Origin of the sequence: Nocardia rosealba (genome assembly GCF_020216065.1) — a bacterium.
GTDB classification, from domain to species: domain Bacteria; phylum Actinomycetota; class Actinomycetes; order Mycobacteriales; family Mycobacteriaceae; genus Nocardia; species Nocardia rosealba.
In genome coordinates this window covers 1,352,920-1,378,537 of the sequence record NZ_JAIWNA010000001.1, presented here as the reverse complement: position 1 = coordinate 1,378,537, position 25,618 = coordinate 1,352,920, and the positions used below count along the sequence as shown (strand labels likewise).

Genomic DNA, 25,618 nt, shown 5'->3' with positions numbered 1-25,618 from the left:
TATTTCCATGATGGAATATTTCCATCATCAAAGTAGATTCTGGGCAATAGGATGTCAAACGATGCGAAAGGAACCCATGAGCCAGTCGGAGGCGTACGGCCGGTACGAACGGATCCACGAGGGCATGCGAGCGTACGGTGCGAACTATCGCGAGTTCACCCGCCGCTTCGCCGGCTGGCTCGGGTTGCACTCCACCGACGCCGAGGCCTTGATCGAAATCCTCAGCGCCGAGGAACGTGGCAGCACGTTGTCACCGGCGCGCCTCAGTGAGCGGATCTCGTTGTCCAACAGCGCGACCACCGCGCTGCTGAACCGGCTCGAACAAGCCGGTCACATCGTCCGCAGCCGCGAACACGACGACCGCCGCGTCATCACGCTGCGCAGCACCCCACGCATCCACGCCCTCGCCAACGACTTCTTCGGCCCGCTGGGAACGAAGGTCGAAGAATCGGTCATGGGAAAGTACTCCCCCGAAGACCTGCGCCGATTCGAGGCTTTCCTGGCCGACATCCACGCCACCATGACCGCCCACCTGTCCGAACCCGCTCCGCCGCCTCCAGGAAAGGACATGGGTAACTCACCGGGTACCGGCTGACTCCCACGCATCTCCCGCCGACCGCGTACCGAATCAGACCTGAGTCCGGATCGAATTCGCCGGAGAGGCGGACCAGCGAGGGGTATCAGCTCAGAAGGGGCCGATGCCCTTCAAGGGGTTGCCGCCGTGGAGGAACCAGTAGGTGCCGATGGCGGCGGCGATGGCCAGTAGGACCACCACGAACGAACCGTAGGCCGGGCGGGTGGCCCAACCCCGGGTGCGGTCGAGAGACCAGCGCCCCGGGCCGGTGAGGATGATCGCGAGAGCGGCGCCCGCGAGGATGGTGTCTATCTCGACGCCGGACTTGGTCGCCGCGTTGTACTGGAAACCAGGGATCATGCCCTGCTTCGACATCCAGGCGTTCGAGATGGTCGCGAGGACGGCGCCCGCGGCGAGCGGGGTGGCCAGGCCGAGGACAAGCAGCACACCGCCGCCGAGTTCACCGGCGATCACCAGGGCGGTGGCCAGCGACGGGTGGTCCCAGCCGCCACCGGCCATCATGTCCTTGGTTCCGTCGATGCCGGGACCGTGGAACCAGCCGGTCAGCTTCTGCAGACCGTGGTAGATGAAGGTGCCGCCGACCACCAGGCGCAGCACGAACAAGCCGAAGTCGAGGGTGCCGCGCCGGGCCTCGCGGTTACGGCGCTGCAGGCGAACCGATTCCGCCGATGCGGCCGTCGCAGGTGGGATCGTCGCGTAGCCGTAGTCGTCGTCGCGGTCGGCGCCGGTCTTGGCGCTGCTCGCGGTGGGGACCTCGTCGCCGGGATCCAGGCCGAGGTCCTCGTCGGTGCGCGGCACGTCCTTGGGGTCGGGCTTGCGCATCTGCGTGGTCGGCGAATCGTAGGGGCTGGTCACCGGCCGACCCGCCGCGGATACGGCCTCTCCGGCCCGCGCCGTCGCGTCGTCGGGGGAAGTGTCGTTCGACTTGTCGGTCACGGTCTCACCTTAGGACGTGGGCTCGCGGTGCGCCGCCCTTCGCCGCATCAGGCGTGTCAGCCCCGCTCGACTGCCGGTAACGTCTGCACCATGAGTTCGGTATTCGCGGGCCGCGTGGCAGTCGGGTTGGCGCTCGGCACGATTCTGGTCGCCGGGTGTGCCCGTTTCGACGAGTCGGCGTCGAGCCCGTTCACCACCGAGCCGTCGATCGGCGGTGCCAACGCGGAACCGAAGCCGCCACAGGACTCGCCCTCGCAGGCGCCGCGCCCGACCGGACCGTGTATCGACCCCGATCCCAATGTCATCGGCACCTGCCTCGATTCGGCCGCCGGGCTGATCGCGGTGGGTGACAGCGCGCTGGTCGCCGAGCGCCGCACCGGTCGCATCCTGTCGGTGACGCCGGTCGACGCGAGCACTCCGCAGCCGCCGCCGGAGGAGGTCGCGGTGCTGCCCGTCGACGGGTCGGGCGACGGTGGCATCTCCGATATCACCTTGTCGCCCACCTTCTCCGAGGACGGGCTGATGTACGCCTACATCACCACCGGCAGCGACAACCGGGTGGTCCGCCTGTCCCGCGACGGCGCGCCGAAGGAGATTCTCACCGGAATCCCCAAGGGCGCCACCGGTAATCGCGGCGCGCTGGAATGGGCGACACCGAACCAGCTGCTGGTCCTCACCGGTGACGCGGGCAACCCCGGCGCCGCGGCCGACCCCGGCTCGCTCGGGGGGAAACTGTTGCGGTTGGACTCACCGTCCTCGGGCGCGAACACTCCGCAAGTGGTCGCCTCGGGCATCGGCAGCGCCGGTGACCTGTGTCGTGACGGCAAGGACGGCATGTGGGTCACCGACCGCACCGCCGCCGAGGACCGCCTGCAGCATCTCGGCACCGACGGCACCGTCACCGTGTCGTGGACCTGGCCCGACCGGCCCGGCGTCGGCGGGTGCGCGGCGACCACCGACGGCGTGGCCGTCGCCCTCACCGAGGGCAAAGCACTCGCCGCCGTCACCGCCGATCCGAGCACCTTCGCGGTCACCACCGCACCCACCCTGATCGCCCAGGACAAGTACGGCAAGCTACTCGGCGCCACCGCCGGTGCCGACGGCAGCGTGTGGGTGAGCACGGTCAACAAAACCGACGGCACCCCGGGCGAATTCGATGATCGCGTGGTACGCATCCCACCGCCGCAGGGCGGTGCGGGCGGCCCGGACTAAAGCGTTCCGCAGCCGACGGGGCGTGCCGCCGAACGCCGCACGCCCTGGCGACACACGCGCCCGGTCGACGGCAGGGCGCCCAACCCTCTCACCTGGACGGTGAGAGTAGTTGGGCTACCGCGGTTTTCAGCTGCAGGCGGCGAGGACCAGTTCGCGGACCTTGGCGGCGTCGGCCTGGCCACGGGTGGCCTTCATGACGTCGCCGACGATCTTGCCCGCCGCCTGGACCTTGCCCGAGCGGATCTTGTCGGCGATATCGGGGTTGGCGGCGAGGGCCTTTTCGACCTCGGCCTGCAGGGCGGTGTCGTCGCTGACCATGCCGAGGCCCTTGGCCTCGACGATCTGGGCCGGTTCGCCCTCGCCGGCCAGCACGAAGTCGACGACCTGCTTGGCGACCTTGTTGTTCACCGTCTTGGCCTCGACCAGGGCGATCACAGCGGCCACCTGGGCCGGGGTGATCGGCAGATCGGCGAGGGCGACCTCGCGTTCCTTCGCCTTCTCGGTGAGGTAGGCGACCCACCACGAGCGCGCCTCGTTGGCCGGGGCACCAGCCTCGACGGTGGCGATGATCAGGTCGAGCGCACCGGCATTCACCAGGTCGCGCATCACCTCGTCGGACAGGCCCCAATCGGCCTGGATGCGCGCGCGGACCAGCCACGGGTACTCGGGGATGGTGGCGCGCAGTTCCTCGATCCACTCGGCGGCCGGGGCGACGGGCTCGAGGTCGGGTTCGGGGAAGTAGCGGTAGTCCTCGGCGGTTTCCTTGCGGCGACCCGCCGACGTTGACCCGTCGGCCTCGTTGAAGTGGCGGGTCTCCTGCACGATCTCCCCGCCCGCGGTGAGCACGGCGGCCTGACGGCGCATCTCGTAGCGCACCGCGACCTCGACGCTCTTGAGCGAGTTCACGTTCTTGGTCTCGGTGCGGGTGCCGAATTCCTTGGCACCGATCGCCATCAGCGACACGTTGGCGTCGCAGCGCAGCGAGCCCTGCTCCATCTTCACGTCGGACACGTTGAGCGAACGCAGCACCTCGCGCAGCGCGGTGACGTAGGCGCGAGCCACCTCGGGGGCGCGTTCGCCCGCACCGGTGATCGGCTTGGTGACGATCTCGATCAGCGGCACACCCGCCCGGTTGAAGTCGAGCAGCGAGTGGCTCGCGCCGTGGATGCGGCCGGTGGCACCGCCCACGTGCAGCGACTTGCCGGTGTCCTCCTCCATGTGCGCGCGCTCGATGTCGACGCGGAAGGTGCTGCCGTCGTCGAGCACCACGTCGAGGAAACCTTCGGTGGCGATGGGCTCGTCGTACTGGCTGATCTGGTAGTTCTTCGGCTGATCCGGGTAGAAGTAGTTCTTGCGCGCGAACCGGCCCCACGGGGTGATCGAACAGTTCAGCGCCAGGCCGATGCGGATGGCCGACTCGACGGCCTTCTCGTTCACGACCGGCAGCGAGCCGGGGAGCCCGAGGCACACCGGGCACACCTGGGTATTGGGTTCGGCGCCGAACTCGGTGGGGCAACCGCAGAACATCTTGGTCGCCGTGGACAACTCGACGTGGACCTCCATGCCGAGCACCGGCTCGTACCGGGAGATGACATCGGCGTAATCCATCAACTCGACCGTGGGTGCGCTCATGCCTAGCAGTCTATGTAAGCCGCTCACGGCGGCGGCCGGTGGTCCTAGCGCGGCGGGACACGGCGGGTGAGCCAATCGGTGACGTAGGTGAGAACGGCCGGATCGACGGTGGTTTCGATGCTCGAGTATTCGCTGGGGTTGCCGGTCTCGGTGGGCTGCATCAGGTGGTTGAGGCCGGGGAAGGTGTGCACCGTCGGGTCGGGCGCGCCCGCCAGCGCCTCGCGCATGGGCCCCTCGCTCTGGGCGGCGGGAACCTGCAGGTCCTTGCCGCCGAAGAAGGCGAGCACCGGCACGCGCAACGCACGCAGTGACGGCTGCGGGTCGAAGGTCATGAACGAGGTCATGTAGGGGGTGTTGAACGAGTCGACGGCTTCCTTCGGTGCGCGCTCGTTCTCGGGTAAGGACTCGTTGTGCTGCTGGGAGTACACCTGGGCGCCCTCGAGGTCACCGGCGCGCAGCATCGCGGTCCACTTCGTGAGGTAGTCGACCTGCTGATCGATCTTGTCCTGGGGCGCGCCCGAGGCGGCCATGATGACCTTGTTCTGTTCGATCAGCACGTCGGCGCCGGGCACCGACGGACCTGCCATCAGGATCGCGAACGCGATATCGCTGCCGGGCCGAGCCGCGACCAGCGGTGCGAGGTAACCGCCCTCGCTGTGGCCGAACAGGCCGACCTTCGCGTCGTCGATCTCGGGCCGCTCGCGCAGGAACGCCGCACCGGCCGCGGCATCACCGGCGAGGGTGTCGTAGGTGGCGTCGTCGAGTTTGCCGCCGGTACCGCCGACGCCGCGGTCGTCGGTGCGCAGCACGGCGTAGCCCGCGCGGGTGAGGGTGTCGGCGAGCACCAGGAACGGGCGGTGCCCGAGCAGTTCCTCGTTGCGGTCCTGCGGGCCGCTGCCGGTGATCATCAGCACTGCCGGGAACGGGCCTGGCCCTTCGGGTTCGGTCAGCGTGCCCGCGATGGTGATGTCGCCGCTGCGATAGGTGACGTCCTCGCTGCGGTAGGGAAACGGTGGCTTCGGGTCCTGCGGACGGGCGACGTTCTCGATCTTGCCGCGCCGCAGCGTGAGTGGCGCCGACTGGCCCGATTGCGACCAGTCACCGGTGATCTGCTCCCCCTCGAGCTTGCCGCGGAACCGAGGGTCGCCCGGCGCGTCGGGGAGGGCGAACTCGACTCGATCCGGCTCGGCGACAACATCTTTCAGCGGCGCGTCACGCAGACCCTGGATGGGGATGTCGAGGGTGGCCGAACCGTCTTCGGCGAAACTCACCCCGATCGGGATCGTCTGCCCCGGCACCTCGATCCCGCCGTTCCAGTTGCCGTGCACGGTGGTTTCCCCGGAATCCGATGTGGACCCGGAGCATCCGCCGACGAGGGCGGTGAGGACTGCAAGAACCGAAACGAACACTCGACCGGTGCGCATGAAACCACGGTACCGACGCCCACCGACAACTCCACGCAACGCCTCGCCAGGCAGCCTCAGCCGAAAAAGGCCTGCGCTTCGCTGAGCCGTTCGGCCGGAACCCGTTTGAGCTGCTTGGTCGCCTCCGACAGCGGGACCAGACCGATGGTCGTACCGTGCAGCGCGACCATCATCCCGAAATGTCCGGCATGCACGGCCTCTGCCGCGTGCACGCCGAAGCGGGTGGCCAGGATCCGGTCGTAGGGTGTGGGGCTGCCGCCGCGCTGGACGTGGCCGAGCACGGTGGTGCGGACTTCTTTGCCGATCCGGCGCTCGATCTCGGACCCCAACTGCTGGGCGACACCGGTGAACCGTTCGTGCCCGAATTCGTCGATCCCGCCTTCCCGCAGCGTGAACCCGGAATCCGGTGCGGGGTGGGCGCCTTCGGCGACGACACAGATGAAGCTCTTCTCGCCGCGCTGGAAGCGGGACTTGATCATCGCGCACACCTGCGCGACATCGAAGGGCTCCTCGGGTACCAGCGTCAGGTGCGCACCCGCGGCGATGCCGGAGTTCAGGGCGATCCAGCCCGCGTGCCGTCCCATCACCTCGACAAGCATCACCCGCTGATGCGATTCGGCGGTGGTGTGCAGGCGGTCGATGGCCTCGGTGGCGATCGACAGCGCCGTGTCGTGGCCGAAGGTGACATCGGTGCAGTCGATGTCGTTGTCGATGGTCTTGGGCACGCCGACCACCGGCACGCCCTCCTCGGCCAACCAGCTGGCCGCGGTGAGGGTGCCTTCGCCACCGATCGGGATCAGGGCCTCGATGCCGTTGTCGTCGAGGGTCTGCTGGATGCGTGGCAACCCGGCGCGCAGGACGTCGGGGTTGGTGCGGGCGGTACCGAGCATGGTGCCGCCCTTGGTGAGCAGCCGGTCGGTGCGGTCGTCGTTGTGGATGCGGATCTTGCGGTCCTCGAGTAGGCCTCGCCAACCGTCCTGGAACCCGACGATCGCGTCGCCGTAGCGGCCGTTCGCGGTTCGGACCACCGCCCGGATCACCGCGTTCAGCCCTGGACAGTCTCCGCCTCCGGTCAAGACTCCGATGCGCATGGCGTTCATCTTGCCGCACCGGGACGGATCAGGGGCAGTGGCCTCCGGCGAGCTCGTCGAGGTGACCCGAGAGCAGGGTCGCCAGCTTGTCGAGCATGGTCATACCGTCGGCGAAAGCGCCCGAATCGGGTTTGGCGGCAAAGGCAACCGCGATGCGGCCCGAGGGCGAATCGATCAGCCCGAACTGGCGGACCAGGTATTTTCCGGACGTATCCGGTCCCCACCCGCCTTTGAACTCGGCGCTGGTGAATGCCCCGAGGCCCCAGCGGTGGCTGACCACGATCTGCTGCATCAAACCCACCACCCGCTCGCTCTGCGGCAGGCAGGGCAGCTGGGCGGCGAACCGGACCTGATCGGCCAGCGCCCACTCGGCCTGGCCGTAGATGGAGGCGTCCGAGCGGGTGCGCACGGTCGGCACAGTCGTCGTGGCGTCGCCGCCCTCGCGCAGGACCCCTTCCACCGCGGCGGCCGCGTCGGCGTTGTCGCCGAAGGTCGACCACAGAGCATCGGCGGCGGCGTTGTCGGAGGCGGTGATGGCGGCATTCACCGACGAGTTGTAGGCGCTGCTGCGACGCGAGACCGCGATGGCGAGCGGCACCTTGATCGTCGACCAGGCGGGGCCGGTCGTCCAGTCGCCGAAGGTGACCATCTTGGTCCCGGCGACCGGCATGATCGCCATTCCCACGCTGCCGCGGAGCCCGCGTTGCAGATCGGCGAAGTCGGCGGCCAGGCTGCCTGGCACCGCGACGGAGACCTCGGCTGTCACCGGACCGCCCGGCAAGGTGGCCGGGCTCTTCGTGGTGACCTGCGGTGCGGCGGGGCTGCTGTCGGAACCACAGCCCGCGGTGACCAATACGGCAACGCCCAGCAGTGCTGACAGCGCCACCCGTATCGGGTGGCGTCGGTTGTTCGTCATGATGTGAAGCATTTTCGTTTGTGAACTCCCCCGGGCTTTCGGTGCTGGGTAGCCGTGTCCGACACCGTACTGGGCTGTATGGCCCAACGCCCACTTCGTCCGTAAACCGTCAGGTCACACGGTTTTCACCCGAGTAGATGTTCATCGATTCGCCACGTACGAATCCGAGCAACGTCGATCCGGACTCCACGGCGAGGTCGACGGCGAGGGCACTCGGCGCCGATACCGCGGCCAGAATCGGGATGCCCGCCATCACGGCCTTCTGGACCAGTTCGAACGAGGCCCGGCTGCTCACCACGAGCACCAGGTCGTGCGCGGGGATCCGGTTCTCCCGCACCGCCCAGCCGATCACCTTGTCGACGGCGTTGTGCCTGCCGATGTCCTCGCGCAGGGCGAGCAGCGTGCCGTCGGTGGTGAACAGGCCCGCCGCGTGCAGGCCGCCGGTGGCGTCGAAGAGTTTCTGACCTTCGCGCAGCAGGCCGGGCAGCCGCGTCAGCACCTCGGTGCCGATGGCCGGAACCGCGGGCGGCAGCGGGAAGCGGGTGTGGGTGCGCACCTCGTCGAGGGCGCTCTTGCCGCACAGGCCGCAGCCGCCGGTGGTGACGAGGTTGCGCGGGTGCAGCGGCACGGGATCGCGCAGTCGCACGTCGAGCACGTTGTAGGTGTTGCGGCCCTCGCTGTCGGTGCCCGCGCAGTAGCGGGCGGTGACGATGTCGTCGGCGGCGCCGATGATGTTCTCACCGAGCAGGAACCCGTGCACCAGGTCGATGTCGTTGCCCGGTGTCCGCATGGTCACCGAGAGCGACTGCCCGTCGACCCTGATCTCGAGGGGCTCCTCGACCGCGAGGGTGTCGGGGCGCTCGACCCGCCCGGCCGGTGACAGCCGGACGGTCTTGCGTCGTGCGGTGACTCTGCTCATCAGGTGTGCCGATCAGTCGGTGACGAGTGGTGCTCGTCGTCGCCGGAACGACGGTAGGCGAACCGGCCGGGTCTAGTCGTCTTCGTCGTCGGCGGCCTTGTTGCGTGCCCGCGCGATCTCGAGCGCCCGCTCGGCCGTCGCCTGGTCCGGGTACGGCCCCATCCGATCGCCGTACCAGCAGGACTTGCCCTGCTCGGCCTTGTGATGCTTGAGGCAGTAGTACCACTGGTCGTCATCAGCCATACCGACAGTATGCAACGATTCGCATATCTGCGTCCGCAGGTCGGCGCGGCGTGGTGCGAAGCCGGTCGTCAGTACACGTAGACGACCGCGTTCTCGCCACCGGTGCAGGTGACGAGCTTGCCCGCGGGCGTGCACGTCATCGTGTAGGTGCGTCCGGTCACCGGGCTGGTCGCCACCACCTCGCGGGCGCCGCTCGCGCTGCCACCGCCCGCGTACGCCTCGCGGACAGCCTGTGCGAACGGGCAGCTGGTGACGGTGTTGCCGACTGCGGCCTTGCTGAAACTGCCACTGGCTGAGCCGGATTCGCACGGTTGCGCACCCGCGGGCAGGGTGACCGGGCCGGCCGAGGTGGTCGGTGCGGCGGTGGTCGCCCGTGGCGCGGTGGTGCCGGTGGGTCCGGCGGGTACCAACGCTGTGGACGGCGCGCCCGCGGTGTCACTGGAGTCGGTGGCCGACATCAGCCGCCAGCCGATCGCCCCGCCGATGGCGACGACGATGACGGCGAGCACGCCGACGAGGACCGGCAGCAGCATGGATCGACGGTTCGAGTCCTGTTGGGACCAGGTGGGTTCCGGGACATAAGCCGGTTCGGGGCCGTAGGGGCCGTCGTTGTCGCGGTAGGCGTGGTCGCCGTAGGCCTGCTGGTCGTCGTACTGGGAGTAGGCGGCCTGCTCGTTGTACGGATTCGCCGGGTCGACGGCATTGTGCGCACCGAAGGGCGCCGCGCCACCACGGTATTGGTGGGTGGGCTGGGAACGCTGGGGATCCGGGTCGTCGAAGCCGTAATGCTCGGTCGGCTGAGAGCGCTGTGAGTCAGGCCCGTCGAATCCGTAGTGCTCGGTCGGAGCAGAGCGGCGCGCCTCCGGGCCACCGGGGTAGTGCTCGGTGGGCGCGGAGCGTTGGGCGTCCGGGTAGTGCCGGGTCTGCGCGGACCGCTGGTCACCGATGTCCGCCGGGTCGAATTGTTCGGTGGGCGGGCTGAATTGATCGTTCTGGCCGTAGTGCTCAGTGGGCGCCGACCGCCGATGCTCCGGACCGAATACTTCGGTGGGCGGGGCGAAGTGGTTGCCGCTGCCCGGCTGGGCCGGGTCCCGACGGTCCCCGGGCCGGTCTTTTCGCTGGTCGTCGGCGGACCGTGGGTCGTACTGCTCGGTCGGCGGACCGAAGGCGTCCGGACGCCGCGGCACTCCCGAAGCCGGGTCGTCGTCGGGCGAGAACCGGTCACCACTGTCCGGACCGAACCGATCACCACCGTGCGCCGAACTCGCCTCCGCCGCATACGGACCGAACGGATTGGCCGCGCCACCGGACCGGGAATCCGGTGCGTGATCGGACCCCGGGAATCGCTCGTCGTCGAATTGCCCGGCGGCAGGGCCGAATCGATCCGCGTCGAACTTCTGGGTCGCGGGCGCGTTCGAACTGTCGCCCGGTCGCGGCCCGTACGGCTGACCCGGACGTGGTTCCGGGCCGTTCTCGGCACCGAAAGGGGCTGCGGGAGAGCCGAAGCCGGGGTTGCGATCGGGGAGTTCGGTGCCGGGGAGCGGGCTCGGCCCGGTGCCACCCGGGACCGGCGGGGAGACCAGCCGGGCAGGTGGAGCCGGACGGTCACCCGGGCTCTGGTGGGAACCGAAAGCAGCGGGCGGCTGCCCACCCGGCACCGGGTACTCCCCGGAGTAGCGCTGGGTCGGTGCACTGCGCGGCGGCACCAGCGGGCCGCGCTGGGCGTCGCCGGGACCACCGAATTGCGGGACAGGCGAAGAGGTTTCACCAGGACGACCGCCGCCGTAAGCAGGACCGGAATGAGAAGCGCCGGGTTGCGGGACCGGCGACGAAGTCTCGCCCGGCCGACCGCCACCGTACGCGGGACCGCCGGGATGGGAGCCCCTCGCGGCGCCGGGGAGCGGGACAGGCGAGGAGGTTTCGCCCGGTTGACCGCCGTACGCGGGACCGCCGGGGTGCGAGCCCCTCGCGGCCTGCGGGACGGGCGAGGAGGTTTCGCCTGCTTGGTTGTCGCCGTAGAGGTGGGCGTCGGGGAACGGGCGCATCCGTGGGAGGCCCTGGTCGGGGGTGTAGGCCGGGGGCGGTGTGGGGACGACGGGTTCGGGGGTGGCGTCGTCGGCCGGGAGCGGCGCGAAATAGGTGTCGGCGGGATGGATTTCGGTGGGGCCGGTGGGCTGGATGACGGCGGGAATGGACACCTCGCCGCTGCCTTCGACGGGCACCCGGTGGAAGCCCGCGGTTTCGGCGCGTGCCTCGGGCGGGCGGATGATGAGCGTCGGCTGGGCCCCGGTCGCGGAGGTCTGGCTGCGGGAGGTCTCGATGCCGCCGGTCGCGGTCACCGCGCCGACCACCCGGAACTCCCCCGTCGGCGTCGGCTTGGGCTGCTCCTGCGCCTCGTCGTCCCGCTCGCGCGGCGCATTCGAGCCACGGCCCGCGCCTGATCGTGCGGCGGCATCGGTGCCCCGCGACCCGGCACCGTGCCCGGCCGCAGCGGCGCCACCGATGATTCCGCCTGCGGCATTACCGAATCCGGCCGCCGCGGGCACGCCGTGACCGGGCGCATTGACCGGCCCACGGCCGACGATCGGCGCTGATCCGGGTGCGCTGGCCAAGGCCTGCCTGGCGGCCAGTGCCAGCGCACCGGCGCTCGGGTACCGCTCGGCGGGATCCTTCGCCATGCCGACGGCGATGACGTCGTCGAGTGCCACAGGCAATCCGGCGATCACGGTGCTCGGCCGCGGCGGTTCCTCGGTCAGGTGGGAGCGGATGAGCACGCTCATGCTCGCGCTCGGGAAAGGGGATGCGCCGGTGAGGCATTCGTGCAGCACGCAGGCCAGCGAGTAGATGTCGGCGCGGTGCGAGATGGGGGCGGCGTCGAACCGTTCGGGCGCCATGTAGATGTAGGAGCCCATGGCCATCCCGGCCTGGGTGAGCGCGCTGTCGCCCTCGGTGTGGGCGATGCCGAAGTCGGCGAGGTAGGCGAAGTCGGCGGGGGTGACGAGGATGTTGGCCGGTTTCACGTCACGGTGCACGAGCCCGCCCGCGTGCGCGGCGTCGAGGGCGGCGGCGATCTGCTCGACGACGGCGACCGCGCGTTCCGGGTGCAGCGGCCCCCCGGCGCGCAGCACGCTCCGCAGGTCGGTGCCGGGCACCAGCCGCATGTCGATGAACAGCACCCCGTCGATGACGCCCCAGTCGTGGATCGGGATGACGTGCGGTTCGGCCAGTTTCGCCGCGGCCTGGGATTCGCGCCGGAACCGGACCTGGTAGGCGGGGTCCTGGGCGAGTTCGGCGGCCAGCAACTTCAGGGCGACTACTCGGTCCTTGCCGGTGTCGTAGGCCTCGTAGACCTCCCCCATGCCGCCTTTGCCCAGCATCGACCGCAACTCGTACGGGCCGAATCTGCTCCCCGTTCGTGACCCAGGTGCCTGCACCGGCGTCCGCCTCCCACGTCTTGCGGGCCGTGGGACCCGCGTCTCAGAACGACGATTCTCCCGGTGTCACTATGCCGTGGTCAAACGCGAACACGATGGCGGCGGCGCGATCGCGCAGGTCGAGCTTGCCGAATATGTGTCCGACATGGCTTTTCACAGTTACTTCCGAGATGCCGAGTTCGGTGGCGATCTCGCCGTTGACCCGGCCGCGTCCGATCAGTTCGAGCACCTCGTACTCGCGGGCGGTGAGGTCGCCGAGGCGGCGGTCGGTGCGGGTACCGGTGTGTTTCACGGTTCGGTAGGCGGTGAGCACCCGACCGGTTACCGACGGATCGAGCCAGGCGCCGCCCGCCGCGACGGTACGGACGGCGCGGATGAGGTCTTCGGCGGGTGAGTCCTTGAGCAGGAATCCCGCCGCGCCCGCGCGCAGGGCGCCCGACAGCAGTTGGTCGTCGTCGAAGGTGGTGAGGACGAGGACCGGTGGCGCGTCGGATCGCGCGCGCAGCAAACGAGTCGCATCGATGCCGCCGACCCGTTTCATGCGCAGGTCCATCAGCACCACGTCGGGCCGTTCGGCGGCGACGGCGGCCGCCACCTCGTCACCGTCGGCGCATTCGCTGACCACGAACCCGTCGCGACGGCGCAGGATGCGGCGCAGTCCGCCGCGCACCAGTTCCTGGTCGTCGACGACGAGCACGGAGACGGGGTTGTCGATCGGTGCGGCGGCCGTCACTGGTCCTCCTGGGTTTTCGGCCGGAGCAAGCCGGGCAGCATGGTGGACAGCGTTCCGCAGGAGCCCGATTTCAGCGGAAACTGGGCGTGCACGGTCCAGCCGTCGTCGTCGATTCCGGCCCTGATTGTTCCGCCGAGCAGTTCGGTGCGTTTGCACATGCCGCGCAAGCCCATTCCGGTGCCGAGGCGTGGTGGCGGGCCGAGAGGCAGGGCGTTGCGCACTTCGAGGGCGGCGAGTTCCGGTGTCACGTCGAGCCGCACCGTCGCCGCGGCACCCGGTGCGTGTTTGGCGACATTGGCCAGCGATTCCTGTCCGATGCGGTACAGCGCGTGGCCGACCGCGCCGGTGACCACCGCCAGGTCGCCCGTGCGCTGGTAGTCGACGGTGAGGCCCGCGCGCCGGAAGTCGCCTACCAGTTCGTCGATATCGGCGGCGCCGGGTTCCGGCTTCGGCTGGGCGGGGCTGGTGTCGAGCATGCCGACGGTGCGACGGATATCGGCCATGGCCTGGCGGCCGAGACGTTCCGCGTCGACGAGCGCCTCCACCGCCTCGGTGACGTCCTCGTCGGTTTGCAGTGCGCGGCGGGCGGCGGTGAGGTGCAGCAGGGTGATCGAGAGCGAATGCGCGATCACATCGTGGACTTCGCGCGCGATTCTGCGTCGTTCCTCGTCGGCGGCCTGACCGGCGCGGATGGCCTGGTTCTCGCGTTCCTGGTACAGGAACCGGCGCTGGTACTGCAGCATCATCCCGACGAAGGTGCCGAGCACGATGCCGAGCACGTACATCGGCAGGCCTTCCAGCCGTTCGCCACCCCACTCCAGGTGTCCGGCCAGGTCGAAGGCGATCAGTTCGGCGATCGCGAGCAGGGTGAATCCGAGCGTCATGCCCCGGGTCGTCACCGCGGCCACCTCGCCCGCGACGACGACGAGGACGAAGGGGGCGAAGTCGGCGGGGACGGGTTGCAGCAGGAACAGCGCACAGGCCAGCAGTCCACTGGACTTGAGCAGGACCGGATAGGGCTTGATATCGAACAGTGCGTACAGCGGGACCGGCAGGAATGCCGCGAACATGGCGAGCAGCGGCAGCACGGTCGGGAAGTACTCGTGGCGCTGGATGATCGCGGCGCCGGTGACCGCGAGCAATGCCACGTCGGCCGACACGATCAGGGCGGGCGGATAGTCGTAGGGCAGCGAGGCGAGCCGCGTCCGCACGGACTCGGTGAACCGGTGCGCCACCGCGCGCAGCCGGGCCGTCGGCCTCGGCCGCCGTGCCGCGACGGTGTCGATCACCTCCATCCTGTCAGGCTAGCCGCCTGGGCAGGCCGCGACATCGTCCCGGGAACGGTCCGCGTCTCCTACCTGGGTAGGAGAAGAAGTCGCGTCTCCGGCACGACGAATCGCCGCGTCGCGCTCCGTAGCGTTGGCCGCACCCGCTCACGGAAGGTGAAGTTCATGACCTGGACCGAGCTGCATCAACGCACCGACATCGTGCACACCGTCCTCGCCAGGGCGCAGACCGACCCGAACGATCCACACATGTTCGCCGGTCTGCCGGACCTGGACCACCTCTTCGGCGGCGTCGACGGCCTGCTCCGGGCGCTGGCGAACCGCTGGGACAACCACCTGCGCGTCAAAGTCGAGCAGGCCGAGTTCGACGGCAAAACCCTGGTCGAGGCCTATCTCGAGCTCGCGGCCGAACAGCCGGCGCTGCGTGCTCTTCTCGACGCGCACACCGCGATCGGGCAGACTACCCGCGACCGCGCCCTGGCGCGCTGAGACCGCCACCCGAATACCCTTGGGGGACAACACATGACCGATAACGGCACACCGCAACCTCCGATGCTGGAATTGACCGGCGTCGTCAAGCGGTATCGCGTAGGTGACCAGCAGGTCCGCGCGCTCGACGACGTGAGCTTGCGCATCGAGACCGGACAGTTCACCTCGATCATCGGTCCGTCCGGTTCGGGCAAGTCCACCCTCCTGCATCTGCTCGGCGCACTCGACCGGCCCGACGAGGGTTCGATTCGCTTCCGCGGCACCGAGATCGGCGATCTCGACGAAGACCGGCAGGCTGCCTTCCGGCTCGAGCAGGTCGGCTTCGTCTTCCAGTTCTTCAACCTGCTGCCCACGCTGTCCGCCTGGGAGAACGTGGCCGTGCCGAAACTGCTGGACGGCACCGGATTACGCAAGGCCAAGCCGCGCGCGCTGGAACTGCTCGACCTCGTCGGGCTCGGTGATCGCGCGCAGCACCGGCCCGCCGAGCTCTCGGGCGGGCAGATGCAGCGGGTGGCGGTGGCGCGCGCACTCATCATGGACCCGCCGCTGATCCTGGCCGACGAACCGACGGGCAACCTGGACTCCAAGACCGGTGAGTCGATCCTCGGCCTGCTCGGTGACATCACCGCGCAGGGCAATTCGGTGGTGATGGTCACCCACGACATGGGTGCGGTGGCCTACTGCGATCGCGTGATCACCTTGCGCGACGGCCAGATCGGCGCCGACGACCAGGTGCCGGCGCGGGTGCGCGCATGATCGCGGCGCTGGATCGGTTGCGGCTGTTCAATATCGGTGACCTCATCCGGCACCCTGGGCGCACCGTCATGTCGACCGCGGTGATGGCGGTGTCGGCGGCACTGCTCGTCGCGGTGCTGAGCATCTCCGGATCGGTGACCGGGTCGGTCGACCGGCTCACCAAGGGGCTGGCGGGCAACGCGGTCCTCGAGATCACCGGGATCACCGACGCGGGCTTCGAACAGTCCCTGCTGCCTGCTATTTCGGCCACACCCGGCGTGGCGACGGCGGCTCCTATGCTGCGCAGCACGCTCGGCGCGGGTCCCGATCGGGCCCTGCTGATCGGTGCCGACCAGAACATCAGCGCGCTCGGCAGCGATCTGACCGGGCCCATGTCGCAATACACCGCCAAGCTGGTCAGCACGCCGCGCGGCGTATTGGTCGGTGCCGCGACGGGTTACCGTGAGGGCGACTCGATTCCGATCGGCGGCGGCACCGCCACGGTCGCCGCCGTGCTCGACGAGGCTGCCACCGATCGTCTCAACGGTGGTCACGTCGTCGCCGCGCCGCTGCCGCTGGCCCAGTTCCTCACCGACCGGGTCGGCAGGCTCGATTCGGTGCAGATCATGGCGAAGCCCGGCACCGATATCGCCGAGCTGCGCGCGGCGCTCACCGCGGCGGTCGACGGGCGGGCCGTGGTCGCCGAACCCAGTCTGCGGACGGCGCAGGCGGGTGGCGCCATCCAGATCATGCGGTACTCGACGCTGATGTCCTCGGCGGCGGCGCTGATCGTCGCGGCGTTCCTGATCTACAACGCGATGAGTATGGCTGTGGCACAACGCAGGCCGATGCTGTCGTTGCTGCGTGCGATCGGTGGCCAACGTGGGCCGATGGTGCGTGATCTGCTCGTGGAGGCGGCCGTGCTCGGGCTCGTCGGTGGTGCGATCGGTTCGGCGATCGGTGCCGTGATGGGCCGGTTCTCCATCGATCGGTTGCCTGCCGCGATGGTGCAGTCGGTGGAGGCGCGCACCGAGTTCCTCGTCCCGAACTACGCGGTGCCCGTCGCGATCGCCGCGTGTGTGGTCGCGACCGTGCTGGCCGCGGCGATCGCGGCCAGGCAGGTGTACCAGGTCGCGCCGGTCGAGGCGCTCGCCCCTGTCGAGGCGGGCGATGTCGCCGCCGCGGGGCGCGGGCTGCGGTGGGCCGCGCTGGTCGGCGGTATCGGTCTCATCGGTGCGGCGGTCGCGCTGGCCTACATCGACCTCGGCCGGCTCTCGTTGGCGGCGATCACCGTGTCGTTCACCGCGACGGTGGTGTTGTGCTTCGCCGCGACCGGGCCGATCGTGCGGGCGGCCGGGTCGATCGCCCGCTGGTTCGGTGCGCCCGGGGCGCTCGGTGCGACCACGCTGGAACGTGCGCCGCGCCGCGTGTGGGCCACGGCGATGACGGTGACGATCGGAGTGGCGGCGGTCGTCGCGCTCGGTGGCGCGTCGCAGAACATGGTCGATTCGGCGACCGACTCGTTCCAGAGTCTCGGTGAAGCAGATCTGTACGTGAGTCCGAGTCCGGTCGAACAGTTCCCCACGGGGCCCGTGCTCCCCAGCGACGTGTCGGACAAGGTCGCGGCCGTGCCGGGAGTCGAGTACGTGAGCCCGGGGCAGATGGCGTTCGCGACCATCGGCAGCGGGCGGGTGATGCTGCAGGGTTACCCGCCGCGGGTCGAGGACAGCAGGCTCGGCGCCGTCGACCCGGCCGTCATCGACCGGATGGCGCGCGGCGAAGGCGTGGTCGTCACCCGCGACGTGGCCCGGTCGCTCGACCTCGAGGTCGGCGACCAGATCACCATGCCCACGCCATCGGGTCAGCGCACATCCACTGTGCTGCAGGTGATTCCGTACTTCACGGCCATCTCCGGGGTGGTGATGATGAGCCTGGACCAGATGCGGGAGTGGTATCAGCGGCCCGGCGAGACGGTGCTCGCGGTGCGCTTCGAACCGGGTGCCGATCCGGCGGCGGTGCAGGCGGCGGTGCGGGCCGTGGTGCCCGAGCCGATCCACGTCGACACCGGTGCCGCGATGGTCGCGGCCATCTCCTCGAGCGTGGAGCAGGGTGCGGCGATGAGCACCATGATCCTGTGGATCGTGGTGCTGGTGGCCACCGTGGCCTTGCTGAACACGCTGATGCTTTCGGTGCTCGAACGGCGCCGTGAGCTGGGTGTGCTGCGCGCCATGGGCACCAATCGCAAGTTCCTGTTGCGCTCGGTCCTCGCCGAGGCGGCGGGGATCGGGATCGTCGGTGCGGCAATCGGCATGGTCACCGGTGCGGCGGTCCAGTACCTGGGCACCGTGGCGATCGGGCACGCCATGACCATCGACATCACCTACGCGCCGAGCCCGCTGCTCGTCGTCTACGGCATCGTCGCGCTGGCGTTGGCGCTACTCGGCTCCATCCCGCCCGCGGTGCGCGCGTCGCGCATGCCGATCGTCGCGGCGCTGGCCGTCGACTGAGGTCACAGCGGCACCTCCGCCCACCAGGCGATCACCTCGTCCTGGGCGGAGGGCCGCGGTGCGCCGCCGGTTCCGCTGCTGCCCCGGCGGCTCACCACGACGAGATAGTTGTCGCGGTCCGGGTCGCCGGGGAAGCCGATCACCTGGTGCGCGGTCTGGACGCGGCTGGTTGCCGGATCGGGAACCACCCAGCGCCGCACCGTCACCGGCACACCGTCCTTCTCCGCCCCGAAGCGGACGGCAGCGGGGAATGCGTCCATGGCGGAGCGGGCCTGCGCGGAGTTCGCGTATTCGAGGACGAGATAGCTCACCGCGCCGAGCCCGTTGTCCACCCGCTCGCACTGCCACCCCGCGCTGATCGGGTTCCACTGCAGCGCAGGCTCTTTCCACTCCAATTCACTCACCTGCCGAACCCCGACACAATTCGCCCCGCGATACCCCTGCCCCTCGATCCCCGCGCCCTGCGGAACCAGCGTCGGAAACACCCGCCTGCTCGCCAGGAACGAATCGGTCGCCTCCGCCACGGCACTCGACGGCCCCGTCACCACCGCGCCGATGGCCCCCTCGTCCTCATCCCCATCCGGCAGAACCACCACGACCAGCGCCAGAACCACCGTCACCAACACGACAACCAGCGCCGCGAGCACCACCCACCCGAGCCGCTGCAACCCCGACACCGGCCGCGACACCGCCGACTGCCGACGATAGGGAACCGGCCAAGGATGCCGCCCTTGCGGAGGCCGCCCAGGACCACCCATTCCCGGCCCTCCCCCTGGCGGTTGCGTCGGCGTCCCTGCAGACGCGACCGGTGTGGCCGCGGCCTGCGAAGGCACCGCCCCGACATCGTGCCCGCGCTCACCGCCACCCGAACCACCCCGGTGCGCACCGAAATCCGGGACGTCGGAGCCTTCTGCGCCCTGCGCCGCCTCCCCAGCAGCCAGGGGCGACGCCACGTTCTCACCACCGTCCGACCCCGGCACGCCGCCAAGCGCAAACGGCCGGTCCACCGCCGCGGCACCTGCTACGGGGTCGTCGGCAGGGGAAGCACCATGATCCGACTCATCTTTCAGATCCGGCGCAACGGAATCGCCCCGATCGGGCAGTTGTTCAGCGCCGCCATCGGTGTCCGACTCGGCATCGGCGTTGTGTTCCCCCGCACCCGAAACCGCTGAACCGTCAGGCATATCGACGTGCGTGCGTGCGTTCCCGACTTCCGCGCTGCCGACCGCTGGGGTTCCACTTCCGGTCGACGTCGGCCGCGCGCTCGCCGCCGATCCATCTCCCCAGGCAGTCTCTGCGCGCGGGGCCGCCGGCTCGGCAGCTTCCACAGCCGAACTGGCGGTACTTTTGCGGACAGAATCGGTTGTCGGCGAGCCCGGTCCCGCACCGCTGGTAGTCGCATTCACGGCACCACCGGTACCTCCCTCTGCGCTGTCCCGACCGTTCACCGACGCACCAGGCATCGCAGTGACTGTCGTTCGCGCCGAAGCATTTTCGATGTCCAAGAGATCGCGGTTCGGCATTCCGAGCACATCGGTAGCGGCGGTGCTCGACACCTCTTCTACGGCGGGCGCGCCAGGTGCGACTACTCCACCGCCCGGTGGGAAACCTTCTGCTGCAGCGTCTCCAACCTGATCCTGTGGTGGCGTCGCCGCCTGCTGTCGCGTCGGTCGAGCCGGTGACTGCTCGACCTGAGATTGCTGCCCGTCCGATTGAGCCGGTGGTTGTTGGGCCGAAGGCTGCTGACCCCCCGGCTGTTGCGCGGAGCGCTGCTGGGACGAAGGGTGCTGCACAGGCGGTTGAGCCACAGGCTGGTGCGAGAGAGGCTGTGCGACCGGACCCTGCTGCGCCGGCGGTTGAGCCACAGGTTGCTGAACCGGAGGCTGCTGCGCGGCCGGTTGCTGAACCGGAGGCTGCGGGAGCGGTTGCGCTGGCGGTACCTGGGGCACGAGCTGCTGCACCGGCTGTTGCACCCCAGGCTGCTGCGGGAGCGGCTGAGCCGACGGCTGCGGGGCCGGACCCTGCTGCACCGGAGGTGGAGCTACAGGCGGCTGCACCGGCGGCGGCTGCACCGGCGGTTGGCCGACGTAGGGCTGCCCGACGGGCGGGCCGGCCGAAGCCGCTGGAGGTGATGCCGGGTGCCAATTCGGTTGGGGAGCAACGGGTAATGGTGGCGCATAGCCAGGGGCCGGCATGGATGACGGCTGTCCCGGGACAGGTTGCGGCGAGTACGACGCGGGAAGAACAGGCGGCTTGGTCGACGTGAGCGCCCGGCGAGCCGCCTTGGCGAACGCGGTACACGACTCATACCGGGCCGCAGGATGTTTGGCCATGGCGGCGGCGAGAACCGCGTCCATGGCGGGAGGTAGGCCCGTTCGGCGCAGGGCGAGCGGGGGTGGGGGTGCGTAGAGAGTGCCCCGGATGATCTCGTTGGGGTCGGGGGAGTCGAAGGGCGCCAGGCCGGTGAACAGCCAGTACAGGGTGCATGCCAGGGAGTACTGGTCGGAGCGGTGGTCGAGTTCGGCGCCGGTCATCTGTTCGGGCGAGGCGTAGGCCAGGGTGGCGGTGAACATGCCCTGCTGGGTGAGGTGGGTGGAGTCGGCGCGCAGGCGGGCGATGCCGAAGTCGGTGAGGAACACCCGCTCCCCCTGCCCACCGCCGGATCGTGCAAGCAGGATGTTGGCCGGTTTCACGTCCCGGTGCAGCACACCGTGCCCGTGCGCGTAATCCAGTGCGTCGGCGACACCTTCGATGATCTGTACCGCGCGCTGCGGTGGCAGGGTGCGTGGATCGACGGTGGCGGCGTCGATCCCGTCGACGTACTGCATGCTGATCCACAGCTGTTCGTCCTCGGCGCCCCGATCGAACACGGTGACGATGCCGGGATGATCCAGCGCCGCGGCCAGATCCGCTTCCCGCTCGAACCTGGCCCGAATCCGTTCGTCCGCGAACAGATCCCGGTTGAGCAGCTTCAACGCGGTCAACCGGTCCAGGCGCGGGTGCCGCGCCAGATACACCGTCCCCATACCGCCCTGGCCGAGCATCCGTTCGATGGTGAACCCGGCGAACACATCACCGATCTCGTGCACCACGACCCCCTTTCAGCGCCCGTCGCCGGACAGCGCGACCGCTCCGGCATATGCGAAACTTACTGGCATACGCCCGAGATCGTCCGGGCGCGCTAGACGAGTAGTTTGCACCGCCGGAGCACAGCGCCCCGCGCAACCGGTGGTGGGGAGGGTTTTCAGGTGGCTAGCTCTACTGTGAAGGCTGCCTGTCGCGGTCTCGTGTCCGGTGTGCTGTTGGTGTCGGCGGCGCTGTCCGCCTCGTGCGCGGTGCCCGGCACCCCGACCGCCGCAACGGCACCGACGGTCCAGCGCGACGAGGGCGAAGCCTGGCGTCCCGGCCAGTCGGTGATCCTGCCCGACTCGCTCGCCGCCGAATTCACCCAGCTGCAGGCGACCCTGCCCGGCCAGGTGGGAATGGCGTTGATGCCGGTCGGCGGCGGACGGATGACGATCTACGGCGACTGGACCACCGGCATCGCCTGGTCCACCATCAAGGTCCCGCTCGCCGTCGCCGCCCTGCGCCACGACCACGACCAGTCCATCTTCGAGATGGTGCAGGCCGCGATCACGGTGTCGGACAACGACGCCGCCTACGGCCTGTGGCAGTCCCTCGGCGACGGCACGGCGGCCGCCGAGGCGGTGCAGCAGGTGCTCGACGAGGCCGGTGAGGTGAACGCCGACAAGCCGGAGATGCGCACCGAACTCGACTACACGGCCTTCGGTGTCACCGAGTGGTCGCTGGCCAACCAGGTGCGATTCGCCTCCAAGCTGCCGTGCCTGCCCGACACCGAGGTCGTGATGCGGTTGATGGGCGAGATCACCCCCGAGCAGGGCTGGGGTCTCGGCCTGCTCGACCACGCGGAGTTCAAGGGCGGCTGGGGCCCCGACGACGACACCGGCATGTACACGGTCCGCCAGTTCGGGCTGATCCCCGTCGGCAGCGGCCAGCTGGCGATCGCCCTTGCCGCACAGGCGGATTCGGGTACCTTCGAGGACACCACCGCCCTGCTCGACCGGATGGCGCTGCTGCTGGCACGTCATCTGCCCGACTTGCGGGGCGGAGTGTGCCCGCGCTGAGCGGGCCCGCTCAGCCGGGAACGACCAGACCGGATTCATAGGCGAGGACGACCGCTTGAGCCCGGTCGCGCAGGCCGAGCTTGGAAAAGACTTTGGACACATGCGTTTTCACGGTCTGCTCGGCCACGAACAGTTCGCTCGCGATCTCGGTGTTGGACAGGCCCTTGGCCACCAGTTCGAGCACTTCGCGTTCGCGCGGCGTCAGCGTCGACAGGGCGGGCGAGGGTGCGGTGCGCACGGTGTTGCGCCGCCGGGTCACGTCCGCGATCAAGCGGCGGGTGATCGTCGGTGCGAGCAGGGCTTGTCCGTCGGCGACCACCCGCACCGCGCGCACCAGTTCCTCGGCGGGCGCGTCCTTGAGCAGAAAGCCGCTGGCGCCCAGGCTCAGTGCCTCGTACACGTAGTCGTCGATGTCGAAGGTCGTGAGCATGAGGACCCGCACGGGCGGGTCGAAACCGGCCGCGAGGATGGCGCGGGCGGCGTCGAGCCCGTTCATCTCGGGCATGCGCACGTCCATCAGCACCACGTCGGGGCGAAGTCGTTTGGCTTCGGCGACCGCCACTTTGCCGTCGGGTGCGTCACCGACGACGCTGATGTCGGGTTGGGCACCGAGCAGGGCGCCGAAGCCCTGCCGGACCATCGCCTGGTCGTCGGCGATCAAGACGGTAATAGCCACGCGACCACCTTACGGGGTCGGCAGTGTCACCGAGACCTCGAATCCGCCGGTCGCCGTGGGTCCGGCGAGCAGCTGCCCGCCGACCGCCGCCACCCGGGTACGCATGCCGTCGATGCCGTGCCCACCGCCGGTGCTCTTGCTCGCCACACCGGTGGCGGGGTCGTTGTGGACGGTCACCGTCACCAGCCCGGGCCGCACGCCGATCGCGACGCGCACGGGCGCACCGGGTGCGTGCCGCGCGCAGTTGGCCATCGACTCCTGGACGACGCGGTACACGACCAGCCCGGTGGTCTCGGGCACCGCCGACAGGTCACCGTCGACGGTCCACTCGACGGGCAGACCGGCACGCGCGGCCGACTCGCACAGCGCGGGCACATCGGCGGCGCGCGGTTGCGGTGCGTGTTCGGGCAGCTGCCCGTCGCTGCGCAGCACGCCGAGCATGCCGCGGATCTCGTTGAGCGCGGTGCGCGCGGTGGCGCCGATGGATTCGAATTCCGCCGCGGCGGCCGGGTGCAGATCGGTGATCCGGTAGGGCGCGGTCTGGGCCTGCACCACCACCATCGACATGTGGTGGGCCACCACATCGTGCAGGTCGCGGGCGATGCGCGCCTTCTCCTCGAGGATGGCCCGGCGCGCGCGTTCCATCTCGGTCACCTCGGCCTGTTCCTCGAGTTTGGCCCGCGAGGCGCCGAGGGTCTGCAGCAGGTAGCCGAGCAGCGCGAGCGCACCGAACCCGACCGGCCACCCCCACAGCGGACCGTCGGCCGACCCGGGCATGGTCGTGGCGAACAGCATCGATTGCCCGGCCCACGCGACGACGACCACGGGCAGCGGCGCGCGCAACGCCACCGCGAACAGCAGGACGAACAGCACGATGACATGCACCACTTGGAACGGCAGGTCGCTGTCGGCGGTCGGCGAGATCACCAGCGAGATGAGCAGCGCCGACCCTGCGGAGACGGCCCAGCCCAGGGCGGGATTGAGCCGGACCAGCAGAATCGGGAACACCGCGAGCCCCGAGATCAGCGGTGCGACAGCGGCGGGCACCTGGTGGGTGACGAACAGCGTCGGCCACGCGATGCTGTACAGAATGAGCGCTACCAGCACGGTTGCCAGGTCGAACCAGGTGGTCGCGTCGATCCGGCGCACGGTGGTACGCAGTTGTCCGGTCATGGTCCTGAGCCTAGGAAACAGGCCATCGACCCACCTCATACCCACGAACCAACTGCGACCCCCTACCCTGGTGTGACCCCGGCGCCGGGACACCACCCGCGCGCCTCGTGAAACCGGTCCACAGCGGGATGCCCGCCGTACGACCCGCTCCTTACTGTCGGAGGCCATGAAAACCCCGCTTCGCCCGGCACCCGCCGCTCGCCGTGCCCGTGCCACAGGTTCCGCGTCGCCCGCCGACACCACCACTCCCCATCGCCGCCGCAGCGGCATCGCGCTGTGCACCGCCGGGCTCGCGATGGCCTCCGCGGTCGTCATGTCGGCGCCGGGTGCGATGGGCACCACCCCTGGCAGCGGGGTCGAGAACGCGGCCGCAACCGCGGTGGTGCGCTCCCTCACCGACGACGCCCCGGACGCGCCCGCGCTGATCCCCCGCGATTTCGGGTTCAAGTTCGGGTACGACCCCGCCGAGCAGGACGGCATGCTGGTGAACCCGAACGGCGGCTGCTCCTCTCCGGTGACGTTGCCGGGCGAGTTCGAGGCCGCCTGCAAGGCCCACGACCTGGGCTACGACATGCTGCGCTACGCCGAACGGGTCGACGAGCCGCTCGGCCCGTGGGCACGGCGCTCGGTGGACGCGGCGCTGAACCGGCGCATCCACGCCGCCTGTGAGCTGCGCGACGACGAGTTCTCCCGCGCGCGCTGCGGTGTGATGGCCGATATCGCCTTCACCGCCGTCGACGTGAACTCGCGCAGGCAGGACTACGCCGCACCGGTGGTGGAGAACGTCTTCGCCGAGACCGACCCCGCCGACCGGCCCAACCTGTGGCCGCTGGCGCGCACGGTGCTCGGCTTGTTCGCGGTGACAGCGGCCTGCGCGGTGATCATCGACGCGCTGCGCAAACGTCGCCGCGCGATCTGAGTGCATTGCCGATTTCTAGAACTTGTTCTAGCTTTCACGCATGACTCTGGTGATCGACGAGACGGTCGAGATCGATGCCCCCGCCGCGAAAGTCTGGCAGGTGCTCACCGATTTCGCACACTACGGCGAGTGGAATACCTTCTGCTACGAGGCCGCGAGCACCCTGGTGCCCGGCGAGCCGATCGACATGATGGTGAATCTCGGCGGCAACAAGCGCGCCCAGCGCGAGTGGATCCGCACCCACACGCCGGGCGTCGAGTTCAGCTACACGATGAAGCCGGTGCCGCTGGGCGCGCTGCACAGCCTGCGCTCGCACACCGTGGTCCCGCTCGGCGAGGACCGCTGCCGCTACGAATCGCGCTTCACGCTTGCCGGCTGGCTCAGCCCCGTGGTCACCCTGGCGCTCGGCAAGCACCTGAGCGCCGGGTTCAACGCCATGACGGCCGGGGTCGCCGCTCGCGCCGGCTCGTAACGTCGCCCGCGCGCTGGAATCGGCGCGATGACCGCCCGGCCGCGAACCGACCTCGCTGCCCTCGCCTACGAAAAGCGGGGC

General features: G+C 69.6%; 22 protein-coding genes and 1 pseudogene. 9 read left to right on the top strand and 14 right to left on the bottom strand.

Annotated features, from left to right (window positions below):
- Positions 1 to 61 precede the first annotated feature (61 nt).
- Positions 62 to 595, top strand: a complete 534-nt coding sequence (locus tag LDL21_RS06240) for a MarR family winged helix-turn-helix transcriptional regulator (RefSeq protein WP_225279124.1) — start codon at positions 62 to 64, stop codon at positions 593 to 595.
- A gap of 90 nt (positions 596 to 685) precedes the next feature.
- Here the strand turns inward: LDL21_RS06240 and LDL21_RS06235 are convergent, their stop codons facing one another.
- On the bottom strand, positions 686 to 1,531 hold the full coding sequence (locus LDL21_RS06235; RefSeq protein WP_225279123.1) for a DoxX family protein: 846 nt from the start codon (positions 1,529 to 1,531) through the stop codon (positions 686 to 688).
- Between the two features lie 90 nt (positions 1,532 to 1,621).
- On the opposite strand from LDL21_RS06235, the gene LDL21_RS06230 reads away from it, so the two are divergent.
- Positions 1,622 to 2,743 carry a PQQ-dependent sugar dehydrogenase gene (locus tag LDL21_RS06230; RefSeq protein ID WP_181698407.1) on the top strand — a complete coding sequence of 374 codons (1,122 nt, stop codon included), beginning with the start codon at positions 1,622 to 1,624 and terminating at the stop codon, positions 2,741 to 2,743.
- 126 nt (positions 2,744 to 2,869) lie between these two features.
- Here the strand turns inward: LDL21_RS06230 and gatB are convergent, their stop codons facing one another.
- The 9 genes from gatB to LDL21_RS06185 form a co-directional block, all read right to left on the bottom strand.
- Complete coding sequence (gatB, locus tag LDL21_RS06225) at positions 2,870 to 4,375, bottom strand: Asp-tRNA(Asn)/Glu-tRNA(Gln) amidotransferase subunit GatB (RefSeq protein ID WP_181698406.1); 1,506 nt, start codon at positions 4,373 to 4,375, stop codon at positions 2,870 to 2,872.
- Positions 4,376 to 4,419: 44 nt separating this feature from the next.
- The gene (locus LDL21_RS06220) at positions 4,420 to 5,799 is read right to left on the bottom strand and encodes an alpha/beta hydrolase family protein (protein WP_181698405.1); all 1,380 of its coding nucleotides are present in this window, start codon (positions 5,797 to 5,799) and stop codon (positions 4,420 to 4,422) included.
- A gap of 56 nt (positions 5,800 to 5,855) precedes the next feature.
- Complete coding sequence (locus LDL21_RS06215; protein ID WP_067493464.1) at positions 5,856 to 6,890, bottom strand: ATP-dependent 6-phosphofructokinase; 1,035 nt, start codon at positions 6,888 to 6,890, stop codon at positions 5,856 to 5,858.
- Positions 6,891 to 6,918: 28 nt separating this feature from the next.
- On the bottom strand, positions 6,919 to 7,806 hold the full coding sequence (locus LDL21_RS06210; RefSeq protein WP_225279122.1) for an LPS-assembly lipoprotein LptE: 888 nt from the start codon (positions 7,804 to 7,806) through the stop codon (positions 6,919 to 6,921).
- 109 nt (positions 7,807 to 7,915) lie between these two features.
- On the bottom strand, positions 7,916 to 8,725 hold the full coding sequence (gene fdhD, locus LDL21_RS06205; RefSeq protein WP_225279121.1) for a formate dehydrogenase accessory sulfurtransferase FdhD: 810 nt from the start codon (positions 8,723 to 8,725) through the stop codon (positions 7,916 to 7,918).
- Between the two features lie 72 nt (positions 8,726 to 8,797).
- Positions 8,798 to 8,968 (bottom strand): hypothetical protein, encoded by a 171-nt coding sequence (locus LDL21_RS06200; protein WP_166655716.1) that lies wholly within the window; start codon positions 8,966 to 8,968, stop codon positions 8,798 to 8,800.
- 68 nt (positions 8,969 to 9,036) lie between these two features.
- A complete protein-coding gene (locus tag LDL21_RS06195) occupies positions 9,037 to 12,345 on the bottom strand; it encodes a serine/threonine-protein kinase (RefSeq protein ID WP_225279120.1) in 3,309 nt (1,102 codons plus the stop codon).
- 100 nt (positions 12,346 to 12,445) lie between these two features.
- Positions 12,446 to 13,135: a response regulator gene (locus tag LDL21_RS06190; RefSeq protein WP_174550293.1), complete on the bottom strand. Its 690-nt coding sequence runs from the start codon at positions 13,133 to 13,135 to the stop codon at positions 12,446 to 12,448.
- Entirely contained in the window at positions 13,132 to 14,430 is a 1,299-nt protein-coding gene (locus tag LDL21_RS06185) for a sensor histidine kinase (RefSeq protein WP_225279119.1), read from the bottom strand. Before LDL21_RS06185 ends, LDL21_RS06190 begins: the two co-directional genes overlap by 4 nt.
- A gap of 156 nt (positions 14,431 to 14,586) precedes the next feature.
- Between LDL21_RS06185 and LDL21_RS06180 the strand changes: the two genes are divergently transcribed.
- Genes LDL21_RS06180 through LDL21_RS06170 form a run of 3 tightly spaced genes read left to right on the top strand, consistent with a single transcriptional unit; the run spans position 14,587 to position 18,152 of the window.
- Entirely contained in the window at positions 14,587 to 14,910 is a 324-nt protein-coding gene (locus tag LDL21_RS06180) for a hypothetical protein (protein ID WP_225279118.1), read from the top strand.
- A 33-nt stretch (positions 14,911 to 14,943) separates the two neighbouring features.
- Positions 14,944 to 15,666 carry an ABC transporter ATP-binding protein gene (locus tag LDL21_RS06175; RefSeq protein ID WP_225279117.1) on the top strand — a complete coding sequence of 241 codons (723 nt, stop codon included), beginning with the start codon at positions 14,944 to 14,946 and terminating at the stop codon, positions 15,664 to 15,666.
- Positions 15,663 to 18,152, top strand: a complete 2,490-nt coding sequence (locus LDL21_RS06170; RefSeq protein WP_225279116.1) for an FtsX-like permease family protein — start codon at positions 15,663 to 15,665, stop codon at positions 18,150 to 18,152. Before LDL21_RS06175 ends, LDL21_RS06170 begins: the two co-directional genes overlap by 4 nt.
- Before the next feature lie 2 nt (positions 18,153 to 18,154).
- Here LDL21_RS06170 and LDL21_RS06165 read toward each other — a convergent pair whose 3' ends face one another.
- Complete coding sequence (locus LDL21_RS06165; protein ID WP_225279263.1) at positions 18,155 to 18,829, bottom strand: hypothetical protein; 675 nt, start codon at positions 18,827 to 18,829, stop codon at positions 18,155 to 18,157.
- Positions 18,830 to 18,997: 168 nt separating this feature from the next.
- On the opposite strand from LDL21_RS06165, the gene LDL21_RS06160 reads away from it, so the two are divergent.
- Positions 18,998 to 19,324, top strand: a complete 327-nt coding sequence (locus LDL21_RS06160; protein WP_225279262.1) for a hypothetical protein — start codon at positions 18,998 to 19,000, stop codon at positions 19,322 to 19,324.
- Positions 19,325 to 20,623: 1,299 nt separating this feature from the next.
- Here LDL21_RS06160 and LDL21_RS06155 read toward each other — a convergent pair.
- Positions 20,624 to 21,178: pseudogene (locus LDL21_RS06155) on the bottom strand (serine/threonine-protein kinase); the annotation flags it as partial.
- A 222-nt stretch (positions 21,179 to 21,400) separates the two neighbouring features.
- On the opposite strand from LDL21_RS06155, the gene LDL21_RS06150 reads away from it, so the two are divergent.
- Complete coding sequence (locus LDL21_RS06150; RefSeq protein WP_225279115.1) at positions 21,401 to 22,297, top strand: serine hydrolase; 897 nt, start codon at positions 21,401 to 21,403, stop codon at positions 22,295 to 22,297.
- A 10-nt stretch (positions 22,298 to 22,307) separates the two neighbouring features.
- On the opposite strand, the gene LDL21_RS06145 is transcribed toward LDL21_RS06150, so the two are convergent.
- Both LDL21_RS06145 and LDL21_RS06140 read right to left on the bottom strand, forming a co-directional pair.
- Entirely contained in the window at positions 22,308 to 22,973 is a 666-nt protein-coding gene (locus LDL21_RS06145) for a response regulator (RefSeq protein WP_067493235.1), read from the bottom strand.
- Between the two features lie 9 nt (positions 22,974 to 22,982).
- Entirely contained in the window at positions 22,983 to 24,146 is a 1,164-nt protein-coding gene (locus tag LDL21_RS06140; RefSeq protein ID WP_225279114.1) for a sensor histidine kinase, read from the bottom strand.
- 166 nt (positions 24,147 to 24,312) lie between these two features.
- On the opposite strand from LDL21_RS06140, the gene LDL21_RS06135 reads away from it, so the two are divergent.
- Both LDL21_RS06135 and LDL21_RS06130 read left to right on the top strand, forming a co-directional pair.
- On the top strand, positions 24,313 to 25,065 hold the full coding sequence (locus LDL21_RS06135) for a hypothetical protein (RefSeq protein ID WP_225279113.1): 753 nt from the start codon (positions 24,313 to 24,315) through the stop codon (positions 25,063 to 25,065).
- 40 nt (positions 25,066 to 25,105) lie between these two features.
- Positions 25,106 to 25,537 (top strand): SRPBCC domain-containing protein, encoded by a 432-nt coding sequence (locus tag LDL21_RS06130; RefSeq protein ID WP_225279112.1) that lies wholly within the window; start codon positions 25,106 to 25,108, stop codon positions 25,535 to 25,537.
- Positions 25,538 to 25,618: the final 81 nt, after the last annotated feature.

Coding starts and splice junctions, on each gene's coding strand:
- LDL21_RS06240 (WP_225279124.1), top strand. CDS start 62: ATGCGAAAGGAACCCATGAGCCAGTCGGAGGCGTACGGCCGGTACGAA.
- LDL21_RS06230 (WP_181698407.1), top strand. CDS start 1,622: ATGAGTTCGGTATTCGCGGGCCGCGTGGCAGTCGGGTTGGCGCTCGGC.
- gatB (WP_181698406.1), bottom strand. CDS start 4,375: ATGAGCGCACCCACGGTCGAGTTGATGGATTACGCCGATGTCATCTCC.
- LDL21_RS06220 (WP_181698405.1), bottom strand. CDS start 5,799: ATGCGCACCGGTCGAGTGTTCGTTTCGGTTCTTGCAGTCCTCACCGCC.
- LDL21_RS06215 (WP_067493464.1), bottom strand. CDS start 6,890: ATGCGCATCGGAGTCTTGACCGGAGGCGGAGACTGTCCAGGGCTGAAC.
- LDL21_RS06210 (WP_225279122.1), bottom strand. CDS start 7,806: ATGACGAACAACCGACGCCACCCGATACGGGTGGCGCTGTCAGCACTG.
- fdhD (WP_225279121.1), bottom strand. CDS start 8,725: ATGAGCAGAGTCACCGCACGACGCAAGACCGTCCGGCTGTCACCGGCC.
- LDL21_RS06200 (WP_166655716.1), bottom strand. CDS start 8,968: ATGGCTGATGACGACCAGTGGTACTACTGCCTCAAGCATCACAAGGCC.
- LDL21_RS06195 (WP_225279120.1), bottom strand. CDS start 12,345: ATGCTGGGCAAAGGCGGCATGGGGGAGGTCTACGAGGCCTACGACACC.
- LDL21_RS06185 (WP_225279119.1), bottom strand. CDS start 14,430: ATGGAGGTGATCGACACCGTCGCGGCACGGCGGCCGAGGCCGACGGCC.
- LDL21_RS06180 (WP_225279118.1), top strand. CDS start 14,587: ATGACCTGGACCGAGCTGCATCAACGCACCGACATCGTGCACACCGTC.
- LDL21_RS06175 (WP_225279117.1), top strand. CDS start 14,944: ATGACCGATAACGGCACACCGCAACCTCCGATGCTGGAATTGACCGGC.
- LDL21_RS06170 (WP_225279116.1), top strand. CDS start 15,663: ATGATCGCGGCGCTGGATCGGTTGCGGCTGTTCAATATCGGTGACCTC.
- LDL21_RS06140 (WP_225279114.1), bottom strand. CDS start 24,146: ATGACCGGACAACTGCGTACCACCGTGCGCCGGATCGACGCGACCACC.
- LDL21_RS06135 (WP_225279113.1), top strand. CDS start 24,313: ATGAAAACCCCGCTTCGCCCGGCACCCGCCGCTCGCCGTGCCCGTGCC.
- LDL21_RS06130 (WP_225279112.1), top strand. CDS start 25,106: ATGACTCTGGTGATCGACGAGACGGTCGAGATCGATGCCCCCGCCGCG.